At 66.1% G+C, this 23,016-nt stretch carries 26 protein-coding genes and 1 pseudogene; 18 read left to right on the forward strand and 9 right to left on the reverse strand.

The window, feature by feature from the left end; translation table 11 throughout:
• Positions 1–22 precede the first annotated feature (22 nt).
• Positions 23–817 (forward strand): ParA family protein, encoded by a 795-nt coding sequence (locus ACZYZ9_RS20590; RefSeq protein ID WP_463828117.1) that lies wholly within the window; start codon positions 23–25, stop codon positions 815–817.
• Entirely contained in the window at positions 810–1,196 is a 387-nt protein-coding gene (locus ACZYZ9_RS20595) for a hypothetical protein (RefSeq protein ID WP_463828118.1), read from the forward strand. The genes ACZYZ9_RS20590 and ACZYZ9_RS20595 overlap by 8 nt, the downstream gene beginning before the upstream one ends.
• A 206-nt stretch (positions 1,197–1,402) precedes the next feature.
• Here ACZYZ9_RS20595 and ACZYZ9_RS20600 read toward each other — a convergent pair whose 3' ends face one another.
• From ACZYZ9_RS20600 to ACZYZ9_RS20610, 3 genes are all read right to left on the reverse strand, one after another.
• Positions 1,403–3,322, reverse strand: coding sequence for a hypothetical protein (locus tag ACZYZ9_RS20600; RefSeq protein WP_463828119.1), 1,920 nt, complete (start codon positions 3,320–3,322; stop codon positions 1,403–1,405).
• Positions 3,323–3,328: 6 nt separating this feature from the next.
• The gene (locus ACZYZ9_RS20605; protein ID WP_463828120.1) at positions 3,329–4,027 is read right to left on the reverse strand and encodes a WhiB family transcriptional regulator; all 699 of its coding nucleotides are present in this window, start codon (positions 4,025–4,027) and stop codon (positions 3,329–3,331) included.
• Positions 4,028–4,686: 659 nt separating this feature from the next.
• A complete protein-coding gene (locus ACZYZ9_RS20610) occupies positions 4,687–4,848 on the reverse strand; it encodes a hypothetical protein (RefSeq protein ID WP_463828121.1) in 162 nt (53 codons plus the stop codon).
• Between ACZYZ9_RS20610 and ACZYZ9_RS20615 the strand changes: the two genes are divergently transcribed.
• From ACZYZ9_RS20615 to ACZYZ9_RS20635, 5 genes are all read left to right on the forward strand, one after another.
• Positions 4,843–6,141, forward strand: a complete 1,299-nt coding sequence (locus tag ACZYZ9_RS20615) for a DUF4226 domain-containing protein (protein ID WP_463828122.1) — start codon at positions 4,843–4,845, stop codon at positions 6,139–6,141. The genes ACZYZ9_RS20610 and ACZYZ9_RS20615 overlap by 6 nt on opposite strands.
• Positions 6,142–6,453: a hypothetical protein gene (locus ACZYZ9_RS20620; protein WP_463828123.1), complete on the forward strand. Its 312-nt coding sequence runs from the start codon at positions 6,142–6,144 to the stop codon at positions 6,451–6,453.
• 81 nt (positions 6,454–6,534) lie between these two features.
• The gene (locus ACZYZ9_RS20625; protein ID WP_463828124.1) at positions 6,535–6,840 is read left to right on the forward strand and encodes a type VII secretion target; all 306 of its coding nucleotides are present in this window, start codon (positions 6,535–6,537) and stop codon (positions 6,838–6,840) included.
• Positions 6,841–6,856: 16 nt separating this feature from the next.
• Positions 6,857–8,581, forward strand: a complete 1,725-nt coding sequence (locus ACZYZ9_RS20630) for a PPE domain-containing protein (RefSeq protein WP_463828125.1) — start codon at positions 6,857–6,859, stop codon at positions 8,579–8,581.
• The gene (locus tag ACZYZ9_RS20635) at positions 8,568–8,903 is read left to right on the forward strand and encodes a hypothetical protein (RefSeq protein WP_463828126.1); all 336 of its coding nucleotides are present in this window, start codon (positions 8,568–8,570) and stop codon (positions 8,901–8,903) included. The genes ACZYZ9_RS20630 and ACZYZ9_RS20635 overlap by 14 nt, the downstream gene beginning before the upstream one ends.
• A 713-nt stretch (positions 8,904–9,616) precedes the next feature.
• Here the strand turns inward: ACZYZ9_RS20635 and ACZYZ9_RS20640 are convergent.
• Positions 9,617–10,030: a WhiB family transcriptional regulator gene (locus ACZYZ9_RS20640; protein WP_463828127.1), complete on the reverse strand. Its 414-nt coding sequence runs from the start codon at positions 10,028–10,030 to the stop codon at positions 9,617–9,619.
• Between the two features lie 228 nt (positions 10,031–10,258).
• Here ACZYZ9_RS20640 and ACZYZ9_RS20645 point away from each other — a divergent pair, with 228 nt between their 5' ends.
• From ACZYZ9_RS20645 to ACZYZ9_RS20670, 6 genes are all read left to right on the forward strand, one after another.
• Entirely contained in the window at positions 10,259–10,879 is a 621-nt protein-coding gene (locus ACZYZ9_RS20645) for a helix-turn-helix domain-containing protein (protein ID WP_463828128.1), read from the forward strand.
• Positions 10,880–10,911: 32 nt separating this feature from the next.
• Positions 10,912–11,631 carry a hypothetical protein gene (locus ACZYZ9_RS20650; RefSeq protein WP_463828129.1) on the forward strand — a complete coding sequence of 240 codons (720 nt, stop codon included), beginning with the start codon at positions 10,912–10,914 and terminating at the stop codon, positions 11,629–11,631.
• 20 nt (positions 11,632–11,651) lie between these two features.
• Positions 11,652–12,749, forward strand: a complete 1,098-nt coding sequence (locus ACZYZ9_RS20655) for a hypothetical protein (protein ID WP_463828130.1) — start codon at positions 11,652–11,654, stop codon at positions 12,747–12,749.
• A gap of 198 nt (positions 12,750–12,947) precedes the next feature.
• A complete protein-coding gene (locus tag ACZYZ9_RS20660) occupies positions 12,948–13,217 on the forward strand; it encodes a hypothetical protein (protein ID WP_463828131.1) in 270 nt (89 codons plus the stop codon).
• A gap of 182 nt (positions 13,218–13,399) precedes the next feature.
• Positions 13,400–13,867, forward strand: a complete 468-nt coding sequence (locus ACZYZ9_RS20665) for a hypothetical protein (RefSeq protein ID WP_463828132.1) — start codon at positions 13,400–13,402, stop codon at positions 13,865–13,867.
• A 46-nt stretch (positions 13,868–13,913) separates the two neighbouring features.
• Positions 13,914–16,214 carry a hypothetical protein gene (locus ACZYZ9_RS20670; protein ID WP_463828133.1) on the forward strand — a complete coding sequence of 767 codons (2,301 nt, stop codon included), beginning with the start codon at positions 13,914–13,916 and terminating at the stop codon, positions 16,212–16,214.
• Positions 16,215–16,282: 68 nt separating this feature from the next.
• On the opposite strand, the gene ACZYZ9_RS20675 is transcribed toward ACZYZ9_RS20670, so the two are convergent.
• The 3 genes from ACZYZ9_RS20675 to ACZYZ9_RS20685 all read right to left on the reverse strand — a co-directional run bounded on the left by ACZYZ9_RS20675 (position 16,283) and on the right by ACZYZ9_RS20685 (position 17,356).
• Positions 16,283–16,555, reverse strand: a complete 273-nt coding sequence (locus ACZYZ9_RS20675) for a hypothetical protein (protein WP_463828134.1) — start codon at positions 16,553–16,555, stop codon at positions 16,283–16,285.
• A 103-nt stretch (positions 16,556–16,658) separates the two neighbouring features.
• The gene (locus ACZYZ9_RS20680) at positions 16,659–17,087 is read right to left on the reverse strand and encodes a PIN domain-containing protein (RefSeq protein WP_463828135.1); all 429 of its coding nucleotides are present in this window, start codon (positions 17,085–17,087) and stop codon (positions 16,659–16,661) included.
• A complete protein-coding gene (locus ACZYZ9_RS20685) occupies positions 17,084–17,356 on the reverse strand; it encodes a hypothetical protein (protein WP_463828136.1) in 273 nt (90 codons plus the stop codon). The genes ACZYZ9_RS20680 and ACZYZ9_RS20685 overlap by 4 nt, the downstream gene beginning before the upstream one ends.
• 96 nt (positions 17,357–17,452) lie before the next feature.
• On the opposite strand from ACZYZ9_RS20685, the gene ACZYZ9_RS20690 reads away from it, so the two are divergent.
• Positions 17,453–18,601, forward strand: a complete 1,149-nt coding sequence (locus ACZYZ9_RS20690; protein ID WP_463828137.1) for a transglycosylase SLT domain-containing protein — start codon at positions 17,453–17,455, stop codon at positions 18,599–18,601.
• Between the two features lie 174 nt (positions 18,602–18,775).
• On the opposite strand, the pseudogene ACZYZ9_RS20695 reads toward ACZYZ9_RS20690, so the two are convergent.
• A pseudogene (locus ACZYZ9_RS20695) lies at positions 18,776–18,967 on the reverse strand (hypothetical protein); the annotation flags it as partial.
• 137 nt (positions 18,968–19,104) lie between these two features.
• Positions 19,105–19,272, reverse strand: coding sequence for a hypothetical protein (locus tag ACZYZ9_RS20700; RefSeq protein WP_463828138.1), 168 nt, complete (start codon positions 19,270–19,272; stop codon positions 19,105–19,107).
• A gap of 616 nt (positions 19,273–19,888) precedes the next feature.
• Here ACZYZ9_RS20700 and lpqS point away from each other — a divergent pair.
• The 4 genes from lpqS (at position 19,889) to ACZYZ9_RS20720 (ending at position 22,877) form a co-directional block, all read left to right on the forward strand.
• Positions 19,889–20,254: a putative copper homeostasis (lipo)protein LpqS gene (lpqS, locus tag ACZYZ9_RS20705; protein WP_463828139.1), complete on the forward strand. Its 366-nt coding sequence runs from the start codon at positions 19,889–19,891 to the stop codon at positions 20,252–20,254.
• A gap of 214 nt (positions 20,255–20,468) precedes the next feature.
• Positions 20,469–21,902, forward strand: a complete 1,434-nt coding sequence (locus ACZYZ9_RS20710; protein WP_463828140.1) for a P-type ATPase actuator domain-containing protein — start codon at positions 20,469–20,471, stop codon at positions 21,900–21,902.
• A gap of 406 nt (positions 21,903–22,308) precedes the next feature.
• On the forward strand, positions 22,309–22,518 hold the full coding sequence (locus ACZYZ9_RS20715) for a CbtB domain-containing protein (RefSeq protein WP_463828141.1): 210 nt from the start codon (positions 22,309–22,311) through the stop codon (positions 22,516–22,518).
• 98 nt (positions 22,519–22,616) lie between these two features.
• Positions 22,617–22,877, forward strand: a complete 261-nt coding sequence (locus ACZYZ9_RS20720) for a CbtA family protein (protein ID WP_463828142.1) — start codon at positions 22,617–22,619, stop codon at positions 22,875–22,877.
• Positions 22,878–23,016 lie beyond the last annotated feature (139 nt).

The raw sequence follows: 23,016 nt of genomic DNA on the forward strand, positions 1-23,016 counted from the left end.
GAATGGGACTTAAGGGGTCAAAGTGAAAGCCGATGTCATTGCTATTGCCAACCACAAAGGTGGGGTCGGGAAGTCGTTTACCGCGGTCAGCCTCGCGGCCGGGTTGGCGCACGGTGGTTGGCGCACTCTGTTAGTGGATTGCGATGCTCAGGCCAATTCCACGTCCATGTTCGATCCGGATGACGACGTGGATCTGGATCTGTATGACCTGATCGCCCAGCGGGCGCCGATCGCCGAGGTGATACGCAAGACGCGCATTCCCAACCTGGAGTTGATACCAGCCACGTTAGCGGTGGCCAAGCTCGACCAGGAACTCGTCATGATGCACCGCCGCGAGTACCAGATGGCGATGCGGTTGCAGCCGGTGTTCGACGACTATGACGCGATCGTCCTAGATCTGTCCCCGAACCTGGGGCAGCTGGTGATTTCGGCGCTGAATGCGGCCGACTGGCTCATCGTGCCGACCGACGCCAGTAAATGGGGCAGAAGAGGCGTGCACATGTTCTTGGAGTGGGCCGCCTCGCTGCGCGAACACGAGGTGTTGTCCGCAGAGCTGCTCGGCGTGTTATTGACCAAGTACGAGCCCGCGACATTGATCAGCCGCGAGACGTTAACCGCGTTAGGCGAAGACGGCTTGCCGATGTTCGATGCCCTGATCCCTAAGCGCACCGCGGCGGAGCGGATGGTCAGCGGGGGATTCGTGCTCGGCGACGCCGAGGCCGACCCTGATCTGGCCCAGGCATACGCCGCGTTCACCGTGGATGTGATGAAACGTGTCAATGAGGGCCGCGCCAAGCGAGGGAGACACCATGGGTAAAAAGACCTCCGAAGTCGTGATGGGCATGCTCTCTGATGCCGGTTCAGCCACGCGTCCCCCTGCGGTGGTGGCTGCACCCGCATCGCCCGCGCAGGCTCCGGTGCAACCCCCGGCGACCGTGCCGGCCCGCCCGGCTCCACCAGCGAATGCTCGCGTGGTTCGCTCGCGAGCCCCGGAACCGGCCGTCTCCGAACCGGACGCTCTGGGGGCTCCCCGCACATTGCGGTTGCGGTCCGAGGCCGCCGGCCACCTGCGGGCGGCGTGGTTGGAGGCCAAGCGCGACGATGTGTTGCTGACCGCGCAGGACTTCGCCTCCAACCTCGTCGAAGAGGCGCTGGCCGCTCGGCAGCGTCGCCGCCGCACGGCTTCTTCCGCCTAAGCATTTTCCACCGGCACCCCCCTTTCTTTCCGGCGCCCTGCACGTCGGTGGCGCAATCAGTCCGGGCAGCACCCGCTTCTTTACCGCGGTAAAGGAGCGGTTCGCGTCCTTATCTCGTCGTCTAGTTGTCCAGCCCTGCCGGAGTCAGGGTGGGGCAGCCCGCACCCTGGGGAGTCTCCCGGGGACGCGGATCCGGCTGCATTGATCTAGTTCGGGGCGCCGCGCGCATGGCCGGCGAGGATGCGCGCGCCGACGAGTTCAGCGAGCAGTTCAAGGGAGTGACCTTCGTCGTCGAGGGTGGGGGGCCCGGTGGCCAGGACAGCGCTGAGGTATTCCTGGCGATGCCGGTCATAGGGATCGGCGAGCACGCTGACTGGTGCCGTGTCCCCGATGTCATCGGGCGGGTTGCGCAGCTCTTCGCGCAGGGTGAGCCAGTCATGCCAGCTCTGCCGTTCGCGGCGGTGGCGGGCGATCCGCTGGGTTCGCAGGGCGTGGAGCTGGTGCGCGGCACCGATCTGATCCAGTGTCACCGTTCCGGGCCCCAGGCTTCCGCGACCGCGTGCGATGAGTCCCGCGGTAACCAAGGCCCCCAGGCTGGCGTATCCGGTGCTGGGGGAGACGTGGGCGGCCGCGAAGACGTCGCGGGGATCGGTGAGCCCTCGGTGGACGATCAGTTCGTAGATGCGTCGGTGCCGGTGACCGATGACTTTCCACGCCAGGTGGACATCTTCGATGCGGGCCGCGGCGATGGCCTCAGGGGCCCGATCCAGGCAGTGCTGCTGGGTCAGGGCATAGAAGTCAGGTTGGCGTCCTTGGGCAACCCGGGTACGGACCAGCGGTGACCCGGGTTGATCGCGGGTCTCGCGCAGGAATTGCCAGACCATTGTCTCGCTGAGCAGGCCGGTGGCGATCGAGAGCGAGCGGCCGCCCACTCCGACCACCGGGACCCCGTTGATGACCTCTCCGGTGCGCACGGCGTGCACGGCCAGCGCCTGATAGACCGCTGCTCCGATCCAGCGGTAGGGGTGAGCCGGGTAGTTCTGCTCCACCCAGGCCACGGCGTTGGTGAGCCACTGCCGGTGCAGGAGCGGTCCACGGGTGCCCCCCCGTGTGTGTAGTTCGTATTCTTGTGCACCGGCTGGTCGGAAATACTGGGCGTTGTCGGCCGCCCACTGTAAAGCCTTCGCGAAGTCGCGGCGCAGCGCGGTCTCGGCGCTGCGCTGATAGCGGGCATAGGCGCGGGCCAGCCCGCTACTCCAGGGGCGGCCCGGGGCGATGAGTGCGCGGATGGTGGTCAGGGTGTATCCGTGCAGGACTGCGTGGGCGAGCACGGACTGGCGGGCTTCGGAGTGGCTGCGCCAGGTGGTGTCTGTGGGCAGCACACCGGTGGTGGCATAGGCGGTGATTCGGGCCGGCAGATCTCCACTGCGGGTGTAGTCGGGCCGTAGCCGGGTGTCCTCGCCGCTACCGGTCAACGCGTCGCCGTCGGGGGCTGAGGAGGTGCGCGCCGACGGGGGCGGGGTCGACGCGCTCAGCGCGCCGAGCAGGACGTTGAGCCGGGGTAGCAGGGCCGGATGGGACCGTCGCGTGAGGGTGTCCACGGCGGTGTCCAGGGGGCCGTCGAGGATGCGGTGGCCTCCTTCGCGGCAGGCGGACCCGGGTACCGTGATGCATCCGGTCTTCGGGTTGGTCATCGGGGTCTTGTCGAGGCTGGGCAGCCGCGCTTCTAGGAGCCGCAACAGTGGGCTGAGCTCCTCGGCGGTCGCGGCGGTGCCGACCGCCAGCGGCACCAGCAGGTGCCGACCGCCGCTGGTGGAGCGATCGCTGATGGCGATGCCGCCGCAGTCGGTGATCCACCTCAACGCGCGCGTGAAGTCGGCGTCCACCGTGTGTTGCCCGTGGCGTTTGGTGTCGAAGTCCAGCACCAGGTACTGGGCTCGTCCGCGCAGGTAGAGCGGCACCGCGGCGGGGAGTCGGGGTAGTCGGGTGCTCAGCGCGGCGGTGCGATCGAATTTGGCGGTGTCGGGGTTGCAGACCCGTACGGTGGGGCGCGCCGCGATGAGATGGGCCAGCGCTTTCCAGACGACCGCAGGGGTGGCGGCAGGCGCGGCGGCGAGGGCTGTCATCGCGGGCTAGCGGGTAACGGGCTGCGCGGCGCCCTGGCACCGATGCAGCCGGCCGCGGGTGTCGAGGTAAACCCAGTGGTGTTGGCGCCACAGCAGCGCGACGGTGCTGGTGCAGCTGCGGGGGTCGACGATGTAACCGAGGTCCAGAGCTGTGGGGGTGGCGGTGTGCTCGATCAATTCAATGCAGTTGCGGCAGGCGGCCAATGCGTCTGCGGGGCTGCCCAGCGGCGTGCGTGACGCGGCGCGGCGGCGCGCAAAGATCGCCGACTGCTGATAGGTGCAGGCCGGCGCCATAATTTCGCAGTGCCCGGCGGCCCGGGCGGTGATCAGCGCGGCTAGCTGCGGTGGGGGAGCGCTGGTGCACAATGTGCCGACTCGGCGGTAGCGCGCGGGGCCGGGCGCTCGCGGCGACGGTCGCACCGGCGGGGTTTTTTGCGGTGGCGCGGTTTGCAGCGCCGTCGGCTCCTCTGTGGGGTTTTGACAGCCCAGCAGGTGTTTTTTGGCGGTGAAGTCACCGTTGATCCAGACGCCGGCCCACATGCCGTAGTCGGGGCGCTCGCGGTGGGCGGCCTGCGCGCACGCCTGGAGGCCCGGGCAAGTTAGGCAAAGCCGTCGGGTGAGGCCCGTACGGGTGGGGTCAAGCCAGTCGACAGGATGTCGCTGACAGGGAGTTAACGGCACCAAAATGCCAGTCTTGTGATTCACGAAGGCGTCCTCTATCGTGAAACCAGCCCGCTAGGCATGGTTTCTGAGTTCAGAGGCCAGAACCGGAGTCGCTAGCTCCGGGGCAGGTGTCCCCGCTTCGGCGGGGATTTCTGCGTTTGGGCCTGTATGCGGTTGTGCAATCTCGCGGCGCCCGCGAGCTCGGGCTGGGTTCGGGGGATGCGCTCCTGATTGTCGGGTCGGCTGTGTACTTGTGGGACAAGAGTGACACGAGTGCGCGGTTGAACCGCGCACGACACGCCGCGCGGTTCAACCGCGGCGTACTGCTGTGTGGCTTCGGCCAATCGTCGGCGTTGTCCTTAAGTCCGGCCGTCGATGCCGTTGGTGGAGCCGGTTCTCACACCGTAAGCGCGCCGCACCCGCCCCGACCACATCCGCGCCCGACAAATATTTCTAGCCACCGAGGGGGACCGCAGCGGTGCCGTCGTCAGCGTTCTGGGTCGGCGGCGGCCCGGCTGATTTCTTGCGACTCCCACCCGTACCTGCCGTGCTGGGCGATGCCGCCTGCGGGAGGAACGTCGGTGAATTGGTGTGCCTCGCCCGTCGCTTTGGGGTCGATCCCGGCGGTAGCGTTTTTTGCAGTGAGTGCTCGGGTTGTGTGATCGGCGGAAGTAGGGGAATCGGTGGGATTTCTGGAGGAACTAGAGGATCTTCTCCGCCCGGTTCTTGCTGGCGTCGACGCAATTTTCGGCGGCGACGACGATCGGCGGCCGCCACGTGAGCGGGCCCGGGATGTAGTGCCCCCAGCGCCGTGGCAGGGCGGGCCCCCGCGCGTTGTAGGGCCGTCTTGGAGTGGCTTGCATTCAGGCGCGGATCAGGCCGGGGGCACCTACCGCCAAACTAGCGGCGAGGTAGCGGCTACCGATGAGAAATTGGCCGAGCTGCTCAAAGAGATCTTCACTACCAACGACGAAACACGGGCTCGGGTCGGTGAGCTGGTCGCGGGCATCCAGGCTGCTCACCAGCAGATCATGACCGACCCGACGATGTCGAAAGACCCGCAGGCGCTGTCCTTGTTCAACACGATGCTGGATCACAATTTGGCGGAGATCCAGCGCCTGCTCAACAGTTCCAAGGTGGACAGCAAGAGGCAGGCCGAATTGCTGGCCGCGCTGAGCACTGAATACCGCGAGAGCAGTGGCGAGCATCACAAAGGCCCCGCCGATGCCGCCGGGTCCGGTGGCGCCGGGTCCGGCGGCGGTGGGTCCGGTGGCGGCGGAGATGGTGGCGGGGCTGGCGGCGGAGGCGGTGGTGTAGACCCAGGCGCCGGCGCCACCGGCGGGGTGACTGATCCTCTGGCGGGAATGGGTGGATTGCCCGCGATGACGGGTGATCCGACCTCAATGCTGGGTCCGGCCCTGGGGGCATTGGGTTCATTGCCCGGGATGTTGGGCAATGCAGGGGGTTCCTTGCCGATGGATGCGCTGGGTGCGTTGGCACCGCTGACCGGCGCAATGGGCAGCCACGGCGCAGGCGGTGAGGGGTTCAACGACGGCGAGGCCCGTGAGCGCGGTAAGCCTGCTGATTTCGTCGATGACCGTCATGGTCGCGACGAGTCGTCCGAGGCCGCAGAGGGCCGCGGCAAAGGCGACAGCGAAGCCAAGCCCGACCCCGCGGCTGCGGGCAGCGCGGGTGCGCAGCCGGTGGCCGCACAACCCGCTGCCGCGGCGGCCGCACCGGCCAGCGCACCGGGCGGGGATGCGAGCCTGGTGGTGCAAATGCCTGATGGCACGCCGGTGACCACGACCTCGGCCCAGCACGCCGCGGCGGTGCGGGCGGTACTCAACGGGGCTTCGGTGACGGATGCGTGGAAGCCGTATGCGCAGCTACCGCCTCCGGGGACGCCGGTCACCGTGCCGGTCGATCCCAGCCACCTGGTGCCCGGTCAGATCGCGCAGTGCAAGAGCCGCGAACCGATCATCTTCATGGGGAATGGCAAAATTTGGCTCGATGGCCAGCTTCAGCCGCAAAGCGCACTGCCCGCCGCGGAATTCCTGGGGTGGGAGGACCCGGCCCAATTCGGCGCGACCGCGCACGTCCCCGCAGCGGCGGCGCCGAGTAGTGTGTCGCCGCCGACTGTTGCCGCAGGCGCCTAGATGCATGTCGACGGAGCGGGGACCACGGTGATAAACGAGGTCGTCGAGTGGTCCCGCGATGGTGCGCTGATGGTCAAGATCGCCGACGTGTCGGGCCTTGATGTGCAGGTCCAGCTGGAGCCGGCGGTGGCGTCGTGGCCGGCTGAGGTGCTGGCGGATCGCATTGCGCGGCTGCACCGGTTGGCGCTGATGCAACTGCGCGCCCAGGTGGGGGTGCGCAGCGGTGAGGAGTCCGGCGCACAATGGTCGGTGACCGCGGGCTTTCCGAGTCTGGCCGAAGTGCAGCAGTACCGGCAAACTATCGATTTTTGAGTGTTCGCGGCCCGGACATGGGGCGGTGCGGCGCTTTATGGTTGATGAATACGCAGTTCAGAGCTCGGGAGGCAAGTTTCAGTGGCCAAGAACGTGTCGGTGAATTTCGACGAGTGGGACCAGCACGCGCAGTGGTGGGAGGGCGAAGCTCCCCGGGTACGGGAAATGCTGGACGCCTCCCCGGAAACCTTGGAGCGGGCCCGCTCGATGTTTGGGCGGATCGGTTCGTCGACGGTGGGGGCGGCGTTGCAGGAGGTGCTCCAGGCCCGCGCGCAGGCCGGCCACGCGCTGGGCCGCTACTGCGAGGATGTGGCCGGGCACATCCGCAGCAGCCTCGCCACGTACCGCGACGCTGAGGAGCACAACCAGCGCACGCTGAGCACCTAACCGAGGCTTTTCAGCGGTGGCGAACTCGGTACGGGTAGACACACCGGCGCTCACCGGCGCGGCCGGGCAGGCCTGTGCGGTCGCGCACGCGGCGGTCCCGCACGCTGACCAGGTGCAGCCGTGCGCGCCTGATCATGTATCGGTGGCCGCCAGTTTCCGGTTCAGTGCCGCGGTCAGCCTGGCTCGGCGCTACACCGCGATCGCCAACGCGCTGGCCCAGCGTTACGGGGTGATGGTGCAGACCAGCGCCGCGGACTTCGACGATCAGGAGGCGGTATCGGCGGCGACTTTGAGTGCCGGTGGCGGCGGGGCGATACCGGCACGCACACCGGCGCCGGCGGTGGATATCGATGCTGTCGCCGATCTTCTGGGCGGCGGGGTGTCGGCGCCGGCCGGTGAGGTCCCGGCCGCACCGCGTGACATCGCCCGGCTGATCGATACCGGCCGCGCCGGTGGGGGGACGCAGGCGTGGCAGGCGGTGCAAACCAGCATGCGCACCGAGGCCGCGCAGCTTGAGCGGGCGGGCTTGCAGCTGGGGGCGGTGATCACGGCGATCGAGGCCAGTTGGGATGCGGCCAGCGCACAGGCGGCGACAGCGCGGTTGCGCACGTTGCAGCGCTGGTATGAGGGCCACGCACGCCATGTTGCGGGCTTGGCGCAGCAGGCGGCGACTCACTTGCAGAATTTCCACCGCGCGAGTACCGCGATCCCGACTCACCGGCAAGTGGTGGCGGGGGAGCGCGAGTTGCAGACAGCGGTGCAGGCCAATATCGCCGCGCGCGGGATGCGCCGCGAAGCGGTGGTGCACGCCCAGGTGAAGGTTGCCGGCCTGTATCAGGCGTCGACGGCTGGGTTTAGCAGCTACAGCTTCGCTGAGGCGCTGCCCGGTCTCGGCCCGGGGGCGCCGGCCCCACCGCCGGGAGCCATACCGGACAGTCCTGATGTGCAGCGCGCCAAGGGCCCTGGTGGCACGCCGGTGACCAAACCCGATCCCGCGGCCACCGGCGCGCCGTTAGAGCCGGTGCAGCAAGGCCCGGGGTCGGGGGAGAGCCTGCTCCGTGGCGGGACGACGTGGCCGCCGGCCGACGTGGATTCGACCCCATTCGGTAACCCGTTGCTGGAAACGGTGACCGGTGCTAGTGCGGGAGCAGCGCCGATGCTGATCCTGGGAATCATCGGCGGGGTGGTCGGCGGCCTGGGCGGCGCGATGGGGGGTCTGGCGGGGGCGGGAGCCAAGGCCTTGCAAGGAGTCCAGCAGGCCGCGGCGCCGATGATGAGCGGCTTGGGTCAACACCCCGGCGGCGGAGCACCTCCCGGCGGGGAGTCGCCACCAGAATCTCCGGAATCCCTCGGCGAGCCAACGGCGGGCTCCAACTTCGGCGGCGGCGGGGACGGACAGACCGCGCCGGCCAGTGACGGCGGCGCGATGACCGCGCCCGCGCCGTTGGCTGCAGCCCCGGAGGCGGCCGCACCAGCGGCAGCACTAGCGGCGCCCGCAGCACCGCCGTCATCGGCAGGACCGGCCCCAGCGGTGGGGGCGATGGGACCGATGATGCCACCGATGGGTGGGCGTGGCGGCAGCGGTTCGGGGCCGCAGAATAAGCAGTTGTATCAGGACCGCACGCTGGCGGTGGTGGTGCCGCCGAACAGTGAGCCGGTCAAAAACCGTCGAGAAGGACGCAACAAAGACGATGACAGAGAGCGCAAACCGCGCGGGGAGCAACCCGATGCCCGCAAGTGATGCCCAGGCCGTCGCGGCGATCGAGAAGCAAATCGAGATGGTCCGCGCTGCGCTTGCGCAGTTCAACGCCGACTGCCAGCGCCGCGCCGACGACCTGGGGCCCTTCGGCGAGGAGGTCCAGGTGACTATCGAGCGAGATGGCTACATCGAGGACCTCTACATCGAACCGACCGCTCTTACTCGCTATACCCATATCGAGCTGGAAGATCTGATCACCGATGTGCTGCGCGGCGGCTCCGAACGGATGCTTACCGTCCTTAACGAGGCGTTTGACCAGCACATCGGGCCCGCAGATTCACCAGTGCGCGAACTGTTGCAGTAGCGCGCCAACCGGCAACCGCGCCACGCTGCAATTTACCTCGACAGATACTTCACCAACTATCTGGCGATCTGTCGCGGCCTGGGTGGGGTGCGCCGCGCCGCCACGTGCGCCTCGGACTGCGCGATCTGCGTGGCGATGTCCTTGGAGGCGCCGAGCTGGGACAGGCTGGATGCCTTACGCGGCGGCGTCGGCCTTTACTTCCTCGTAGACCTCTTCAGCGGGGCTGCACATGAGGAGTTTGCGTTGACCTTTGTGCGGCTGAGCCATGGCGCGATCCTCACGCGGCTATCTGATAGCGCGCCTCCGACCGCCGCGTCCCTGAGATGTTGTTGTGATCCGCACGCCTCCTACCAGCGGTTCTCGGTGATGGCGCCGAGACGTGATTTAGCGCGACGTCGCGGGGGCGGTTCCCGCTTCGGCGAGATGGGCGTAAAGGTGCCCGATGAGCCTCAACCATTGGCGGGCCTCTGCGCTCGTTGCGGGAGGCCGCAGCGGCATCTGCGCGGCGCGCGGTGAGCAGGTGCTGGGTGGCATCAGCGTCGCCGGCGAACGACACGGGCCAGGGTGGCACTATGTAGAGCCGCCAGTGGGTGTGGCCGGGCGGCTTGGAGGCCCCGCGCAGCACCGACTCACTCGATCCAGAAGCGTGATCCGTTGCGTGCCGTTCTCATCGACACTCGACACCACCGGGCACACCTTGATCGCCGCGGTACTCACGCCGCACCGGCGATGACTTTGATAGGAAAGTCCTGGACAAGTTGCTCGACGAGGAGCTCGGGTAGCGGCGCCACAGCGACATCGCCGATCTCCCCCCTGCGGCGCGCCTCGAACTGCTCAGCCAGGCGGGCGTAGACCGGCGCGAGCTGCGTTGGATAGTGACCGGGTAGCGACATCCCGCCCCAGATGCCGTGCGTTGCACCAGAGGCCACGGCGTTGTAGCTGCAGCGACCCCGAAATGGGCACTCCGCGCAGCGGGCCACCGCGCGCGACTTGCGGTTCGGATTGAAGAACAACTCCGGATCCTCGCGGCACGCCAGATCCTGCTCAGTGTGAAATAGGCGCACCTCAGCGCGTAGCCGAGACGAATCCGACGGTCGGGGGGTGCGGGCGCTGGGGGTGGTTGTCATGGGAAGTCCTCCTGTGCGTTCGGTGCGGAAGCCCTCCGGGCTCCAGCCGCGGGTTCTTCACCTGACCGTCCTACCGGTGAATTACCGGTAATTTAGCATATAATTACCGGTTGTCACCGCGAAATGCGATAACGTACCGATAGGATCGATCACGACAAAGGACCAGACGCCCGTGGCAACTGCGCGCACACCGACGCCATCGGCGCACGTCAGAAACAAGCTCGGCAGATGAACGCCCACGCGGACACCCGCCAACACCAGGCCCACCTCCTCGACCGACCAGCGGTGAGGATGCAGTTATTTACCGGGAAATCGGGCAAAATATCGCACATGTCTTGGGCCACGCTCGGTATCGCGGTGCGCGATCGCCGTAACGAGCTGGGACTCAGCCAAGCCGACGTCACGACCCAAGGTGGCCCGTCGGTAGAAACGTTGCGGGCCATTGAGAACAACCGAGCTGGCCGTCTGAGCCACAAATTGCGCCGAGCCCTCGAACGCGCCATCGAGTGGGAACCCGGCAGCGTTGAAGCCATTCTCGACGGCAACCCCCCGCGCCCACGGCCAACGGTCGCCGCGGCCGGAGTGGCCACGACATCACCGGCCAACGGACCAACGTCAGCAACCAACGCCGCCGAGCGTTTCACTATGGCCGAACACCTAATCAAAATGCGCCGCACGTTCGCCGCTCACCGCGACAACATGGGAAACACCGCGCGCGCAGCGATCGAGGAAGACTTCGCCAATGCGGCGCGCGAGATGGAAGACGCGTTGGTGTGGATGCTGCCGTGGCTAGGCGATGAGGAGCGGGCCGCGGCGATCCGCATCCTCGGCGAACTGCGCGGCGACTAAAGCGTGTCGGTACATCGAGATACCGTGCGGCCATGAACAACATCCCTGGTATGCCTCCTCCCGGAGGCACACCCAATCTGCCGGCCGCTCGACGCGCTTACGCACTCGTGCACGCTGAGGCCCGCCGTACACCTGGGTGCGCCGACGCGCGGCCACCGCAGGCGTGGCCGCAGTCCCTGTCAGAGCAGTGGTGGCACTACAGTCGCGGTTGCGCGACCGCGCTACGCGCGGGGCGCCCCCCAAGACCGATCGAGGTCTACGGCCCGGTCCTGGGACCGGCCGAGCACGCGCTACTGAGCACCGAGATCGGCTACAGCCGCTACTGCGACACCGACACACGCTATTCGCCGTTTTCGCTGATCGTCGCCGGCCGCCCCGCGCTCATGTTCGGAGCCCTTGCAGTGCAGGGCGCGATCAACCACCGCCGAAAAGCAAACGCGGAGCGAAAAGCCGCGCACCAGTGGCGCTTTCACCAAACCAGCTCCGTCATCGTCACCACCGACCGGCTGATCTGCACTACGGTCCCCCACGGGCAGATGAGTTTCTGGTTCGACTCGTGCACCGAATTCCACCCCGACCTACACCAGTGGACACTCACTCTCGGCTTCGATGAAGCAGCTCCGGTACGGCTGCATGGTCCCGCCGCACCAGCTCTGAGCCTGTGGAGCGCGCACGGCATCTTGGGAGACAGCGGGCTGTCCGACCCGCGTTTGGCGGCGCTGCTCAGCCGAAGCTGGCCCAATCCCGGTTAACTTCCGGGCAAAATGCGCGTATGTTGGTGGTTGTGGAGCTCTGGACGGCGGACCAAGCTGCCCGTCATTGGCATGTAACACCGTCGCGGGCCCGCAGCATCCTGTCCGACCGGGGAATCCGCCGAGTATCGGGCTATCCCGTCGACGAGGTACGTGGCGTGTCCCGCCGCCAGGGCGCCCGCACCGACCTAACACCTTCCGTCCAGGCCCACACCCTTTCCGAAACGGCCGAGGCGATCATTCGCGCCAGCGATGAACGGACAAGGCTTCGGATTTTTTTCGAATTCAGTCGCGGCGCAGACGAATCCGGACCCGCCGCCCTCTCACTGACCAGCAGCGAGCCGCCCCCAACCGGTGACTCCCGCTATGACGCACTGCTGGCTGCGATTGCCGAACACCTCGCCAGCCGCTACGGGTCGCCAGGCCCGCTGTGGAGCTGCACGCTCGAACGCTTCCTCGTCGAGGCGCCCTGGTGGATTTCACCCCTGCCCTCCGGCCGGCTCCACGCCATGTTGTGGACGCCGGCCTCGTTTCGTCGGCGCGGAATATACCTAGACCGCCACGACCTCACCCACGACGGAGTTAGTCCGATGCCTGAGCCGTTGTTTGACCTCAGCGAGCTGCGTCGCGCGTTTAGCGCTTTGGCGGAAAAGCTCGAGCGCCGCCGGATCGTTGGCCATGTCCATGTCCTGGGTGGCGCCGCGATGATCCTGGCTTACGACCAAACCCGCACCGCCACGCGCGATATCGACGGATTGTTTTCTCCCGACGGTCCGATGATCGCCGCGATCCGTGAAGTAGCGATTGAGCAGGGTTGGCCATCGACGTGGCTCAACAATCAGGCTGCGGTTTATGTCTCACGCAGTGCGGGTCAGGGCAGTTTGGTGTTCGACCACCCGCACCTGCAAGTCGCAGCGACCCCGCCCCGCCACCTGCTAGCGATGAAGGTCCTGGCTGCCCGGGCGGTCCGGGACACCGACGACATCCGCTTCCTGCTCGATCACCTGCGGATTACAGGGCGCGCGGAAGTGTGGGCCATTGTTAAACGCTATTTCCCAGACACAGCTATCCCGGAGCGCTCCAAGCAGCTCATTGAAGACCTACTGGACGACGTCTAGGCGGCAGCAGTGCGCTGAAGGGCAACGGGTCAATGGGAGCTACGGCTGGACAACACTAGTTCTGACTGACCGGCGGCACGGCGATCCTCGGTAGTTACCGCAGGAACTGCACAAAGCGTGAATCAAAGGCACGCGGAGCGGCCGAATTAATGCTGGTTGACCCATGTCTTGGGCTCTCATGCTCGGTAGGATCACCGCATGGCGCGAAATTTCGAGATGGATCCGCAGACGACGCAAGTGGGTTTGTCGAGCGCGGATGTCGTGTCCGCGTCACAGCCAAGCGCAACTGCCGGGGTTGTGCGAGTCGGCGGGTACACGACCGCGCTGATGAGCGCAATTAATGGCACGCGAACTGTGCACCGGGTCGAAACTGCAATCCGGGTGGCCGCCAACACGACGAGCCGTGAGACCAGTGTCGCTGCGGTCGAGACCGCGGAGGCAGCCAACCAAGGCGCGCTTAGCACGTAGGAGAGGATTTTGAGATGACGGCTACGACATCGTCGTCACCGTGGTCGCGGGAGGCTTCGCCGTCGGTGACGCTGCCTCCGCCTGCGACGCCGCCTCAGCCTCCGGAGGGATCACCTCAGCATCCACAGCCACAATCGGCGCAAGCGCGAGGCCGGAACTGGGCGTGGGCAATCCTGGCGCTGGTGGTGGTGGCAGTGTCCGGCGGCGTGAGCGCGGCAGTCACCTACTTCGCTCTAAACGGAGCACGGTTGTCATCGACTTCAACGCCACCGTCAGCTGTCGCGCCAGCTTCGCCGACGACACCGCCGCGATTCAGCGTGGCCGAAACATCTGCCGCAAAAGAACGTTTGTGTCAGGTGTTTGATGTGTCGGTGCGCGGCCAACAGGGAACGGGTGGTTTCCGGGTTGAAGGAAATCCCAACGTGCCATTACTCCTACGAGCATTGAACAGCGCGTCGGCCGTCCAGAATGCTCTCGTACCCGCGGTCCCAATCAAGGTCGCGGAGGCGGCACAGAATTACATCCGCAGCACGCTTGACGTGACTACCGCTGCGATGGGAAACACGCCGATCTCTGAGGTTAATCGGCTTACGGACGTGGACTCCGAAGCCATCAACTCGCTGGTGGACGCATGCGGGCTTCCGAGGTGATTAAGCGATGGGAGCAGTAGCCGGGTCCAGCGAAGTTCCGGAGTGGGTGTCTGAGCGCAATAACAAGCAGGCGGCGAAGCTGCTGACGCTGTTCGATCAGTCGGCGGCAAAGCCCTTGGAGCACATGAGCGTGCCGTCGCTTCCTCATGTGGGGGGCGATCATCCGATCCCGCAGGGCATGTTCGTCGGTTTGTTGTTCTCGCCGTTTGTGTGGCCGGTTGACTCGGAGACGGAGCTGGCGATAGAGGCCGAAGCTCTGTGCCGGGAAGAGCAATTCCATGAGCAGCAGGGGAATGAGGTGCACCGGCTTACCCAGCAAGTGTTCAATGATTCTTGGACCGCCGGCGAGGGGGCGGCGGCCGCGGAAGCGGCGTATCGGGCTGCGGCTGCGGCCAAGTTCAAACAAGCTGACGTGGCGGGCTTTGCCAAGAAACTGGTGGCCCGTGTGTCCAGCGATGTCGAGCGCACCAAGCGATGGATGCTTCGAGAAAGCAACGCCGCCCACCAGGAAGTGCAAGCGTTCTTGCGCAGCGGGACTGGTCAGTCAATTGCACAGATAGCGGTAATCCTTAGCAAGCACCGGGCGATGATTCACACGTACTCCGCCGACCTGCACACCGATGTGGCCAATGACACCCTGCTGTTCACGAACAAATTTCCGCCCAGCCACGATGAGGGGAAACGACCGAAGATCAGACAAGCGGGCAATGGGAATGGCTTGACTCCGGACGAGTCAACAGGTCCTCCCGAGAGGCCGGTTCCGGGTAAGCCAGGTGACCCGAGTGCTCGGCCAGGGTTGAACGGGACGAAACCGGACGCATCGTCGCCTAGTCCCGGGCCGAGTCCGCAAGCTCCGAGCGGTCGCCTACCTGAACACTCCACTGACGGTGTTTCTCCTGCACCGCCGAGACCGACTCCGAGTCCATTGTCGTCGCTTGGCGGCGGCGGTTTGCCGGGGTTGCCGAGTATGCCGGGTGGCGGCGGGGGTGTTCCTGGGTTTCCGATGTCGATGGTGCAGGGTTTGGGCAAGTTTCCTGGGGCTGCGGGTTTGCCGTCGACGGGTGGTTTGTCGTCGTCGGTGAGTCCTCCGCCTGCATTGTCGTCTCTTGGTGCCGATTTCGGGCGTGGTTTGGCGGCTGGGACGACAGCTGCGGGGGCGATGCCGGCTGCGTCGCCTCCTTCGGCTCCGCTAGCGCCGTTGATGGCGTCGCCGGTGGAAAGTACTGTTGCCGCGGCCGCGCCGGCGGCGGCTCCTGTTGCCGCGCCGGTATCTTCGGCGCCGGCGGCGGGTGTGCCTGGGATGGCGGCGGGTGGTTTGGCGCCGTACGGGTCGGTGTTGCCGCCGACGATGTCGACTGCGGCACCGGCCGGGGTGGGGGCACCGGCCGGGTTACCGGCGGAGGGTGTGGTTTCTCCGGCAGGGAGCGGGAGTACTGCTGGTTTGGTGCCGGTGAGTAGACGCAGTGTCGCCCGGGTGAGCCGGGATTCCGCGGAGACCGATTTGGCGTTGGCGCGCCTCGCGGTGGCGGATTTGGCCGGGGCGGCGTGTGTGACGGATCCGGGCTTGGATTGGGCGGTTGCTGTTGGCCACAATCGGTCGACGGGAGCGACGTCGCTGTGGGTGGCGAGCAACGATGGGGCTACCTATATTCCACCGGGTGTGTTTGTCCGTAAGACGATGCCGATAGCGGCCGCGTTCAACGATGAGTTTGATACGCGCTGGTTTGGCTGGGTCAATCCCGCCGACAAGGCGGTGCGGGCGGCGCGCGCGCTGGGCGATGAGGTGTCGGCGGTTGCCACGACGTGGGCGTGGCCATCGGAGTATCTGACGGATCATCCTGCGGTGCGTGAGATCGCGACCGGCGTGCCGCCGTCGGGTCTGGATAGCCCCGCTTCGAAGCTTTTGGCATCGCGCTCACACCGTTTGCAGACGGTGGATGCGGCACTGTATGCCAGTGTCAAGACAGCGGATGAGTCGGTGCTGCGCGATTATTGCCGAGAGTTAGTGCGGCGGCTGGTTTTTGGCGGCATCGACGATGAGCTGTCGCCGGTCGCCCAGTCGGTGGCGCGCGCGTTGGTCGGGCGGCAGTGGCCTCGCGTTGACGAGTGGGCGGCGTTGGGTGCGGAATATGACACCGCGGTGGTATTGGCCGGCGCGCAACGTCCAGGTCTCGACGGGCTGGAGAATCCTGACCAGATGACCAGCTATGCAAAGCTTTTCATCAATTGCCGTCGTCTGGAGGTGTTGCTGTGCTGGGAACGCTACGGCGGGGATCTGGCGAATGTGGTGTACGCGGCGTGGGTGTGCGGTGTGCGACTGGCATTGAGTGAGTTTGTCGCGGCCTAGGCCCTACGGGGGAGGGCCGCGAAAGGTGTTTCGGCGGTTAGGGAATCGCGAATCGAGAATACGTGCGTTCATGGTTTCTGTATTTGGTGCCTTCTGCGGCGGGCCGCGGTTAACGATAGGACGCCGTCGTGAGTTTTGGCCTGGTCGATCCCGAGTAGGTGATCGGCAATCTTGACAATGAAATTGTCGGTGACATAGGTTTTGGCGGCCTCTCGGCCGATACGCATCAATTCCGCTGTTGTGTCGAGGTGGTCGGAAATGAGCTGTCGCGCTACGTCTTCGGGCAGCGTCATCTCGTACTCGCCTAGCCGCGCTAGCAGGAGCGTCGTGCGCTCGTTCACCCAGGGGATCGCCGCGCCTTGGCCATCTAAAAAGGTTAACCGCTCGTTTACAGCCTGTTCGGTTCGATGCGGCGAGTGTGAATATGTTCGCATACACCTGGGGTCAGAGGGTGCCGCGTGTAGCTAGCCACTCGCTGGTGAATCGCAGGTCGGTCTTTTCCGCGAGGATGTCGTAGTCGTGGTCATAGTGCAGCACTCCTACGTTGTGCCGATCCGCTAGGGCGGCGATGAGGAGATCGACGGGCGGGAGGCGATGGTGTCCGGCGTGGGCGAGTTGACGCTGCGCGTCGAGGGCGCGTCGCTCAACTTCGGTGTCGATGTGCAGCATCGGCAGCGCCGCGAGCTCACGGAGGAGTTCGGCATGATCGGTGGCATTTCGCGCGGAATACCCAGCCTCGAGAAGGAACGGCAGGCAGGTACCGACGCGGCGCTGCTCGATTGCTTCAGCGATGTTCAGCACCCGGTGCTCGTCCAGCAGGGGGGCTGCGAGGCGCACGAACGCCGAATTGTCGAGCAGCAGTTGGATACTCACGCGCGCGACCATCCGGATCGGCGTACGCGTTCTGCCGCGTCTACCTCGACCGGAAGGCTGCGCGACCGTACCCGGTCGGCCAGTCGTCGTCTCAGGTCTGAGTCGCTATCGCGCTCAGCATGGATCAAGGCGAGCTTCGCAGCGGCGCCGAGGACGACAAGCTCGCCAAGCTCGACGTGATCGGTGCCTAGCTCGCGGCGTAGTTGTTCCAACGCCGCTTCGACGGGCGGTGTTTCGGTGATGGCATGACGACGGCGTTTGGTGGGCACAGACCAAGTGTAACACTGGTGTTGCACCGCTGGTTTCTGCTCAATAGCTCGCGGCGCGTTGTGGTCGGGGGGTTTTTCGGCGGTTAGTTTTGGTGGGTGAGTATTGGGGAGTTTGTGGCCGGGGTGGACCGGTTGCTGACTCGTGGGTATGGGTTGTTTCCTGCTGGCGGTCCGGAGGGTGGCGGGGTGTTCGCCGCGGGCGGCGGGGGTGCTTCGGTGCCTGAGGTCCCTTCTGGCGGTGGCGGTTTGGGCGGCGGGGCGGTCGCCGCTGACGGGCAGTATTCGCGGGCCCGGGCCGCGGTGGTGGGCCTGGATGTGGAGTCGGGGCAGGCCGCCGGTGAGGGCGGGGCGGTGGGTGCTTCCGGCCGCGCTGGTGCGGGGGTGATCCGCGATCAGGCGCGGGTGGCGGGGGCGGCGGCCAGGCCGCTGGCGTCGTCGCCGGCGGGGGTGCGGATGGTCGTGGCGACGATGGATGAGCATTTGGCGGCGATGCAGCGCCAGTTGCAGGTCACGACCGAGCAGAACCGGGTGTTGGCGACGCGGTTGCGGCAGTTGGCGATGGCGTATCGGGGGATGGGCGGCAGCGGGATGGGCGGGGTGTCGTCGATGCTGTCGGGGATGGGTTCGCTGCCCTCCCTTGGCCGCGGGGGTGGTTTGAGCGGTGCGAGTGGCCTGGTCGGGATGCCGACCTCACTGCTGGGCCGCGGGTTCGCCGGCGGTATGGCGGGGACAGGCCGGGGTGGTGTCGGGGCGTCGGGTCGGTTGGCGGCCGGTGCGGCGGGGGTCGCCCAGGCGGCGATCCCGGTGTCTGAGGTGTCGTTTGCGGGCAAGGGTGTGTGGGCCGGCGGTCGGGAGGCGGTCGGCCGCTATTTGGAGGAGGCGTTGGATCGGATGGGGATTTCTGATCCGCGGGCCCGGGCGCATTGGATGGCGGGGATGACGACGATCGCCGAGCACGAATCAGGGTTTCGTACCGATGCCATCAATTTGATCGACGGCAACGCCCATGGTGCGCGCCAAACCGACGGGGGCCCAGAGAATTCCAGCCGCGGGGTGTGGCAGCTGGTGCCGGGGACGTTCGCGCGCTATCACCAGCCGGGGACGTCGAATCATATTTGGGATCCGGTAGCCAATGCGTGCGCATCGATGAATTATCAGATGGCCCGCTACGGGGTAGCTGCGGACGGGCACAATCAGCGGGCGTTGGTGGGCCAGGCCAATCCGGGCATCCACCGGGGCTATTGAAAGCCCGCCCGGCGTTAATGTAGTTGTTGAACTACCCCAGGTTTTGTTCCTAGTCGGTTGCGAGGGCCGGGGTTGGCTGCTCGGCAGGATGTGAGGCGCCGGTCAGGGCGGCCTCGTACTCGGCGGGTGGAATGTAGCCGAGGGCTTCGTGCCGGCGTTCCTGGCTGTACCAGGCCACTCATTGGCGGTGGCGAGTTCGACGTCGTCGATGCATCGCCTCGGTTTGCCGCGGTTTATCAGCTCGGTCTTGTAGGCGGCATTGACCGCCTCGCCGGGGGCGTTGTCATAGCTATCGCCGCGCGAGCCCACCGAGGGTGCAATCCCGAGTTCGGCCAGCCGGTCGGTATAGGCCAGCGATAGGTACTGGACGGATTCAACTGGTTGACGCAACACCTCAACTTTTCGGAGGTGTGTGATGGCGTATGGAAGGCGCCAGTTCCACCGTGAAAACGTCTCGAGTTCGGCCACGAGGCGTTCGGCGGTGATCGAACGCTCCACGATAATCAGCCCTCCCGGGTGTGCTCGTCGATCATCGAGGCGATCTTGATGGCCTTGCCATCGATGGTCGAGTCGAACTGGAAATGGATCGCCCACAACACGTTCGGCGCATCCGCCACCACCGGCGGGACCGAGGACACCGCCATGACCGGCGTCGCCGCGATCCGCGACATCGCCCGACAACGTGCCTAAAGACTGGAGACCGAACAGGAATACCAGGAGCACAGAAAACCCTGCTCTACATCTCTTAAGGGCATCCCTCGCCGGCATAGCGGCACACAGCGGGCCGCTCGGGACAGCACCGGGTGCGCTGTCAGCGGCTGCCGGTCGACGCCCAGCGCCCCGGTCACGGTAGTGCTGCCCTCGGACTGCACGGCCGGATCCACGTACTCGACGAGCCACATTGCAGTGAATTCCATTGTCGTTTGCAGGCATTCGCCGTATGCCGCCGCCGCACTATTCCCGGGAAACCCCCAACCTGCGACTGCACTGCCAGGTGGGCGGCCCACGCATGTTTCGTCAGGATGGTTGCGCGCAACAACATTCCCTCCGCGGCAACCGCATGTTGACAGCGAGCGGTCACCCACAGTCCAGCGCACGGCGATGATGGCTCTGCGCCAGTGAGGTTTGGTGAGCGTGCGCTAAATAGCGGATGAAAAGAGCGAAGCCGCGACGTCAGGACCTGACCAATCTGTCCTGGAGTGCTAGCGTCGAAGAGTCATGAAATGTGAGGCCGTTAATCGAAACTCACGAATGCGCTACCTCGTCGCTGCAATGACAGCAGCATGGATGGCGTTGGCAGTCGTTGTCCTCGGCGCCCATGACGGCACCCACAGCAGCGTGCTTTGTTTGCAGCTCAGCGCCCGCCACGCACCGCAGGCGCCAGCGAGATCCCCGAGTGCTCACTCCGCCTACGGCACCGATAACCAGCATGTGCACAAGAGGTCGCCCACCGACCATCACGAGCCGCTGTCGGTGACGGCGATGCCACGATCGGCTGCGGCGTGGGTGATCGGCGGCGCAGCCGCAGCGCTGGGTGCGGTCGCGGCTGGATGGGCCCGGGCCGGCGCGTTGAGAGGGCGCGGTCCTCATGGCTCGGCGCTCGTGGACGCCGGGCAAGACATCTTGGCGCGGTTCTGCTTGTCGCGTCGCTGACCGGTCAGCGGCAGGTCGTCGTGCCTTGCGCCGACGGTCGGTGATCATTCACTTCTTTACGGACCCCCATTGCGGCGCTGGTGCTTACCGCTGATCCCACGATCGGCCGTTGACCTGGCAGGTCGCTAATGAGGCATCCGGTCAGACAACAAACCGCCTGGGTGAGCTGAATCCCCATCGATGGCGGTCCTATCACCACTCGAAAGGCCTCATGATGTTAACCACCCCAGTTAGTCACCCCGACACCACCAGCACGCACCCCGACCACGCGGTGTCCCTCACCGTGGTAGCGGCTGCCGCCGGCCGAATCCGCCTGCGCTTTAGCGGGTCGCGACTCGACCAGGCCTGCCCACGCAGGATCCAGGACACCGTCGGCAACCTCACCGGAGTACGGGACGTGCAGATTTACACCAAAACCGCATCAATCGTGATCTGGTATTCCTCGGCGCGGTGCACCAGCGCGGCCATCCTGTCCGCCATCGAAGACCAGGAACACATCTCAATCACGTCGGCGCCCCCCCGTGTCCCGCGGTCCGCGGACGACAGTGAGCCGGGGGCCTTAAAGCACCTCATCAACTGGACAGCGCAAGCGCTCGCCGGTCACCGCGATGACCCGACACCGGCCGCTCCTACGGTGCTGAGCAGCACAGCAGCTCAGCGTGACGCCGAGGACAGCACCGACGAGCCGCAATCGCTGTGGAAGAACGTCAAACTGCAGCGAGCCGCGTGCTCTGCGACGCTGTTGACCGCCTCCGCCCTGTCTACGTGGATCATTCCGCTCAAGCCCGTGACGCTGGGATTGAAAGTCCTCGCGCTGGCGCTAGGGGCATCGACGTTCGTGCCTCCTACCCTCAAAGGATTGAGCCAAGGCCGCGTCGGCGTGGACACCCTGACCGTTACCGCTGCGCTCGGTGCCGTCGGACTCGGCGACATCGGCGGCGTCGCCACGTTGGCATGTCTGCTGTCGATGAACGAGGGCTTGGATGAGTACTCCGCCGCACGCGAGCGCCGCAGCCTGCATGCACTGCTCTCGCTGGCCCCCGATCACGCCACGGTCGAGCGGGACGGCATGCAGACGGTGGTGGCTGCCGCGGATTTGCGCCTCGGTGATCAGATGATCGTCCAACCCGGGCAGCGCCTGGCCACCGATGGCATCATTCGCGCCGGGCGCAGCGCCCTCGATCTCTGTGCGGTCACCGGCGAATCGGTGCCCGTCGTCGCCGTCCCCGGGGACCTCGTACGCGCGGGATCGACCAATAGCCACGCAGCGCTGCGGGTCGAGGTCACCGCGACGGCCTCGACCAACTCCCTGGCACGCATCGTGCACGTTCTGGAAGCCGAACAGACCCTGGAAGCTGCAGGCAAGCAGCACGCCGACCGCGCCGCGCGACCGCTGATAGCCGGCCTCGTCGTCGCTGCGGCACTGGTCGCCGTCAGCGGAAGCCTCTACGGCTCCCCGACCGTGTGGATCCGACGTGCACTCATGCTGCTGGCCACTGGGGCGCCCTACGCGCAGGACGCCGCCGGCCTGCTCAGCCGGCTCACCGTGGACAAGATCCACACGCTAGCCGCTTCGCGGCCCATGATCATCGACGCCACCGAGCAGGAACGCCACATTGAGCAGCCCCCAACCGCCGTCGTCGCCTAACCCCCCAACCGAACCTCTGGCGCCCGGCCGCACGACCTCCCAGACGCCGACCTGACCGGCCGCCCCAGGTGCGACAACCAGCTGCGCCGGGGCGGCATGGGTAGGCCCACGCCGAGCCACGCCATGATTGCCAGGGATCACACCCGTGGCTGTAGGGCCACGGGTGCTCCCGCACAGAGCAGTGTGCTCGACGTCGGTGGCGCTGGCGATGGTCGGCAGCAGTGCGATGAAACAGACCTTTGCTCCCCGGCTGGCTCTCGGCGATACATCCAGGCGGACCAGGTCTATGCTCGAACTGTCAAGCGAGGCCGAAAGATTGCGTGCACGGCGCCCGTGTCTGGTTGCGAGGCACCACCTTTGACCCGACCACCATTTGCACGCGAAAGCGATGTAGGGGAACACTGCGGTGACCACATCACATCCGGCCCAGGCCCGTTCGGTCGAGCTGTCCGGCACACGGGCGGCGGTGTGGCTGGCGCTGACCGCTTTTCTGGCGCTGCTGATGCTGTATTTCGTCGATATCGATCAAGGCGTCACGCCGGAGTTCGGCGCCAACACCTACGTCCATGAGTACGTCCACGGCGCCCGACACCTGCTCGGATTTCCCTGCCACTAGTGCCCTCGAAGCAGGATCATCGGGCGTGGACTGGTGGCCGGAGCGCTGGCGGGAACGCTTGACTGTTCCTGAGCCAGTCATGGGGCATGCCATCGAATATGAGGCCGGCCGTGCAGCCGGCGGAGGCCGCACTCCGTGGTACCCACCCCCACGACAGCGAGCTGCTCAGCCGCGACGTGCAGTCCTGGGCCGGCATGGGTTTCGGGGTGCTGGCCTTCAGTGTCGCCATGGGCGGATTGTTCGGGCGTGGCGTTCGTCATCGCCCACTGCCGGTTTCCCGGTCTCTCGGCACGAATCAAGTCAGCTCTGCTGCTGCAGGTGCGTTCGCAACCGTGTATCTGGTGCCTTACCCCAAATAGCCGGGTATCTGGTGCCTCACCTCAAATACCCGGCGGCGTTCGGCGAGGCCGACACCATCGGCGAACGCGCCGAGCTCTAACTGCGACGAACAGCGGCATTCCTGCCACATCGACGGCGAAAGGTGGGGCAGCGGGCAAC

Source organism: Mycobacterium sp. IDUB_28 (assembly GCF_055419285.1).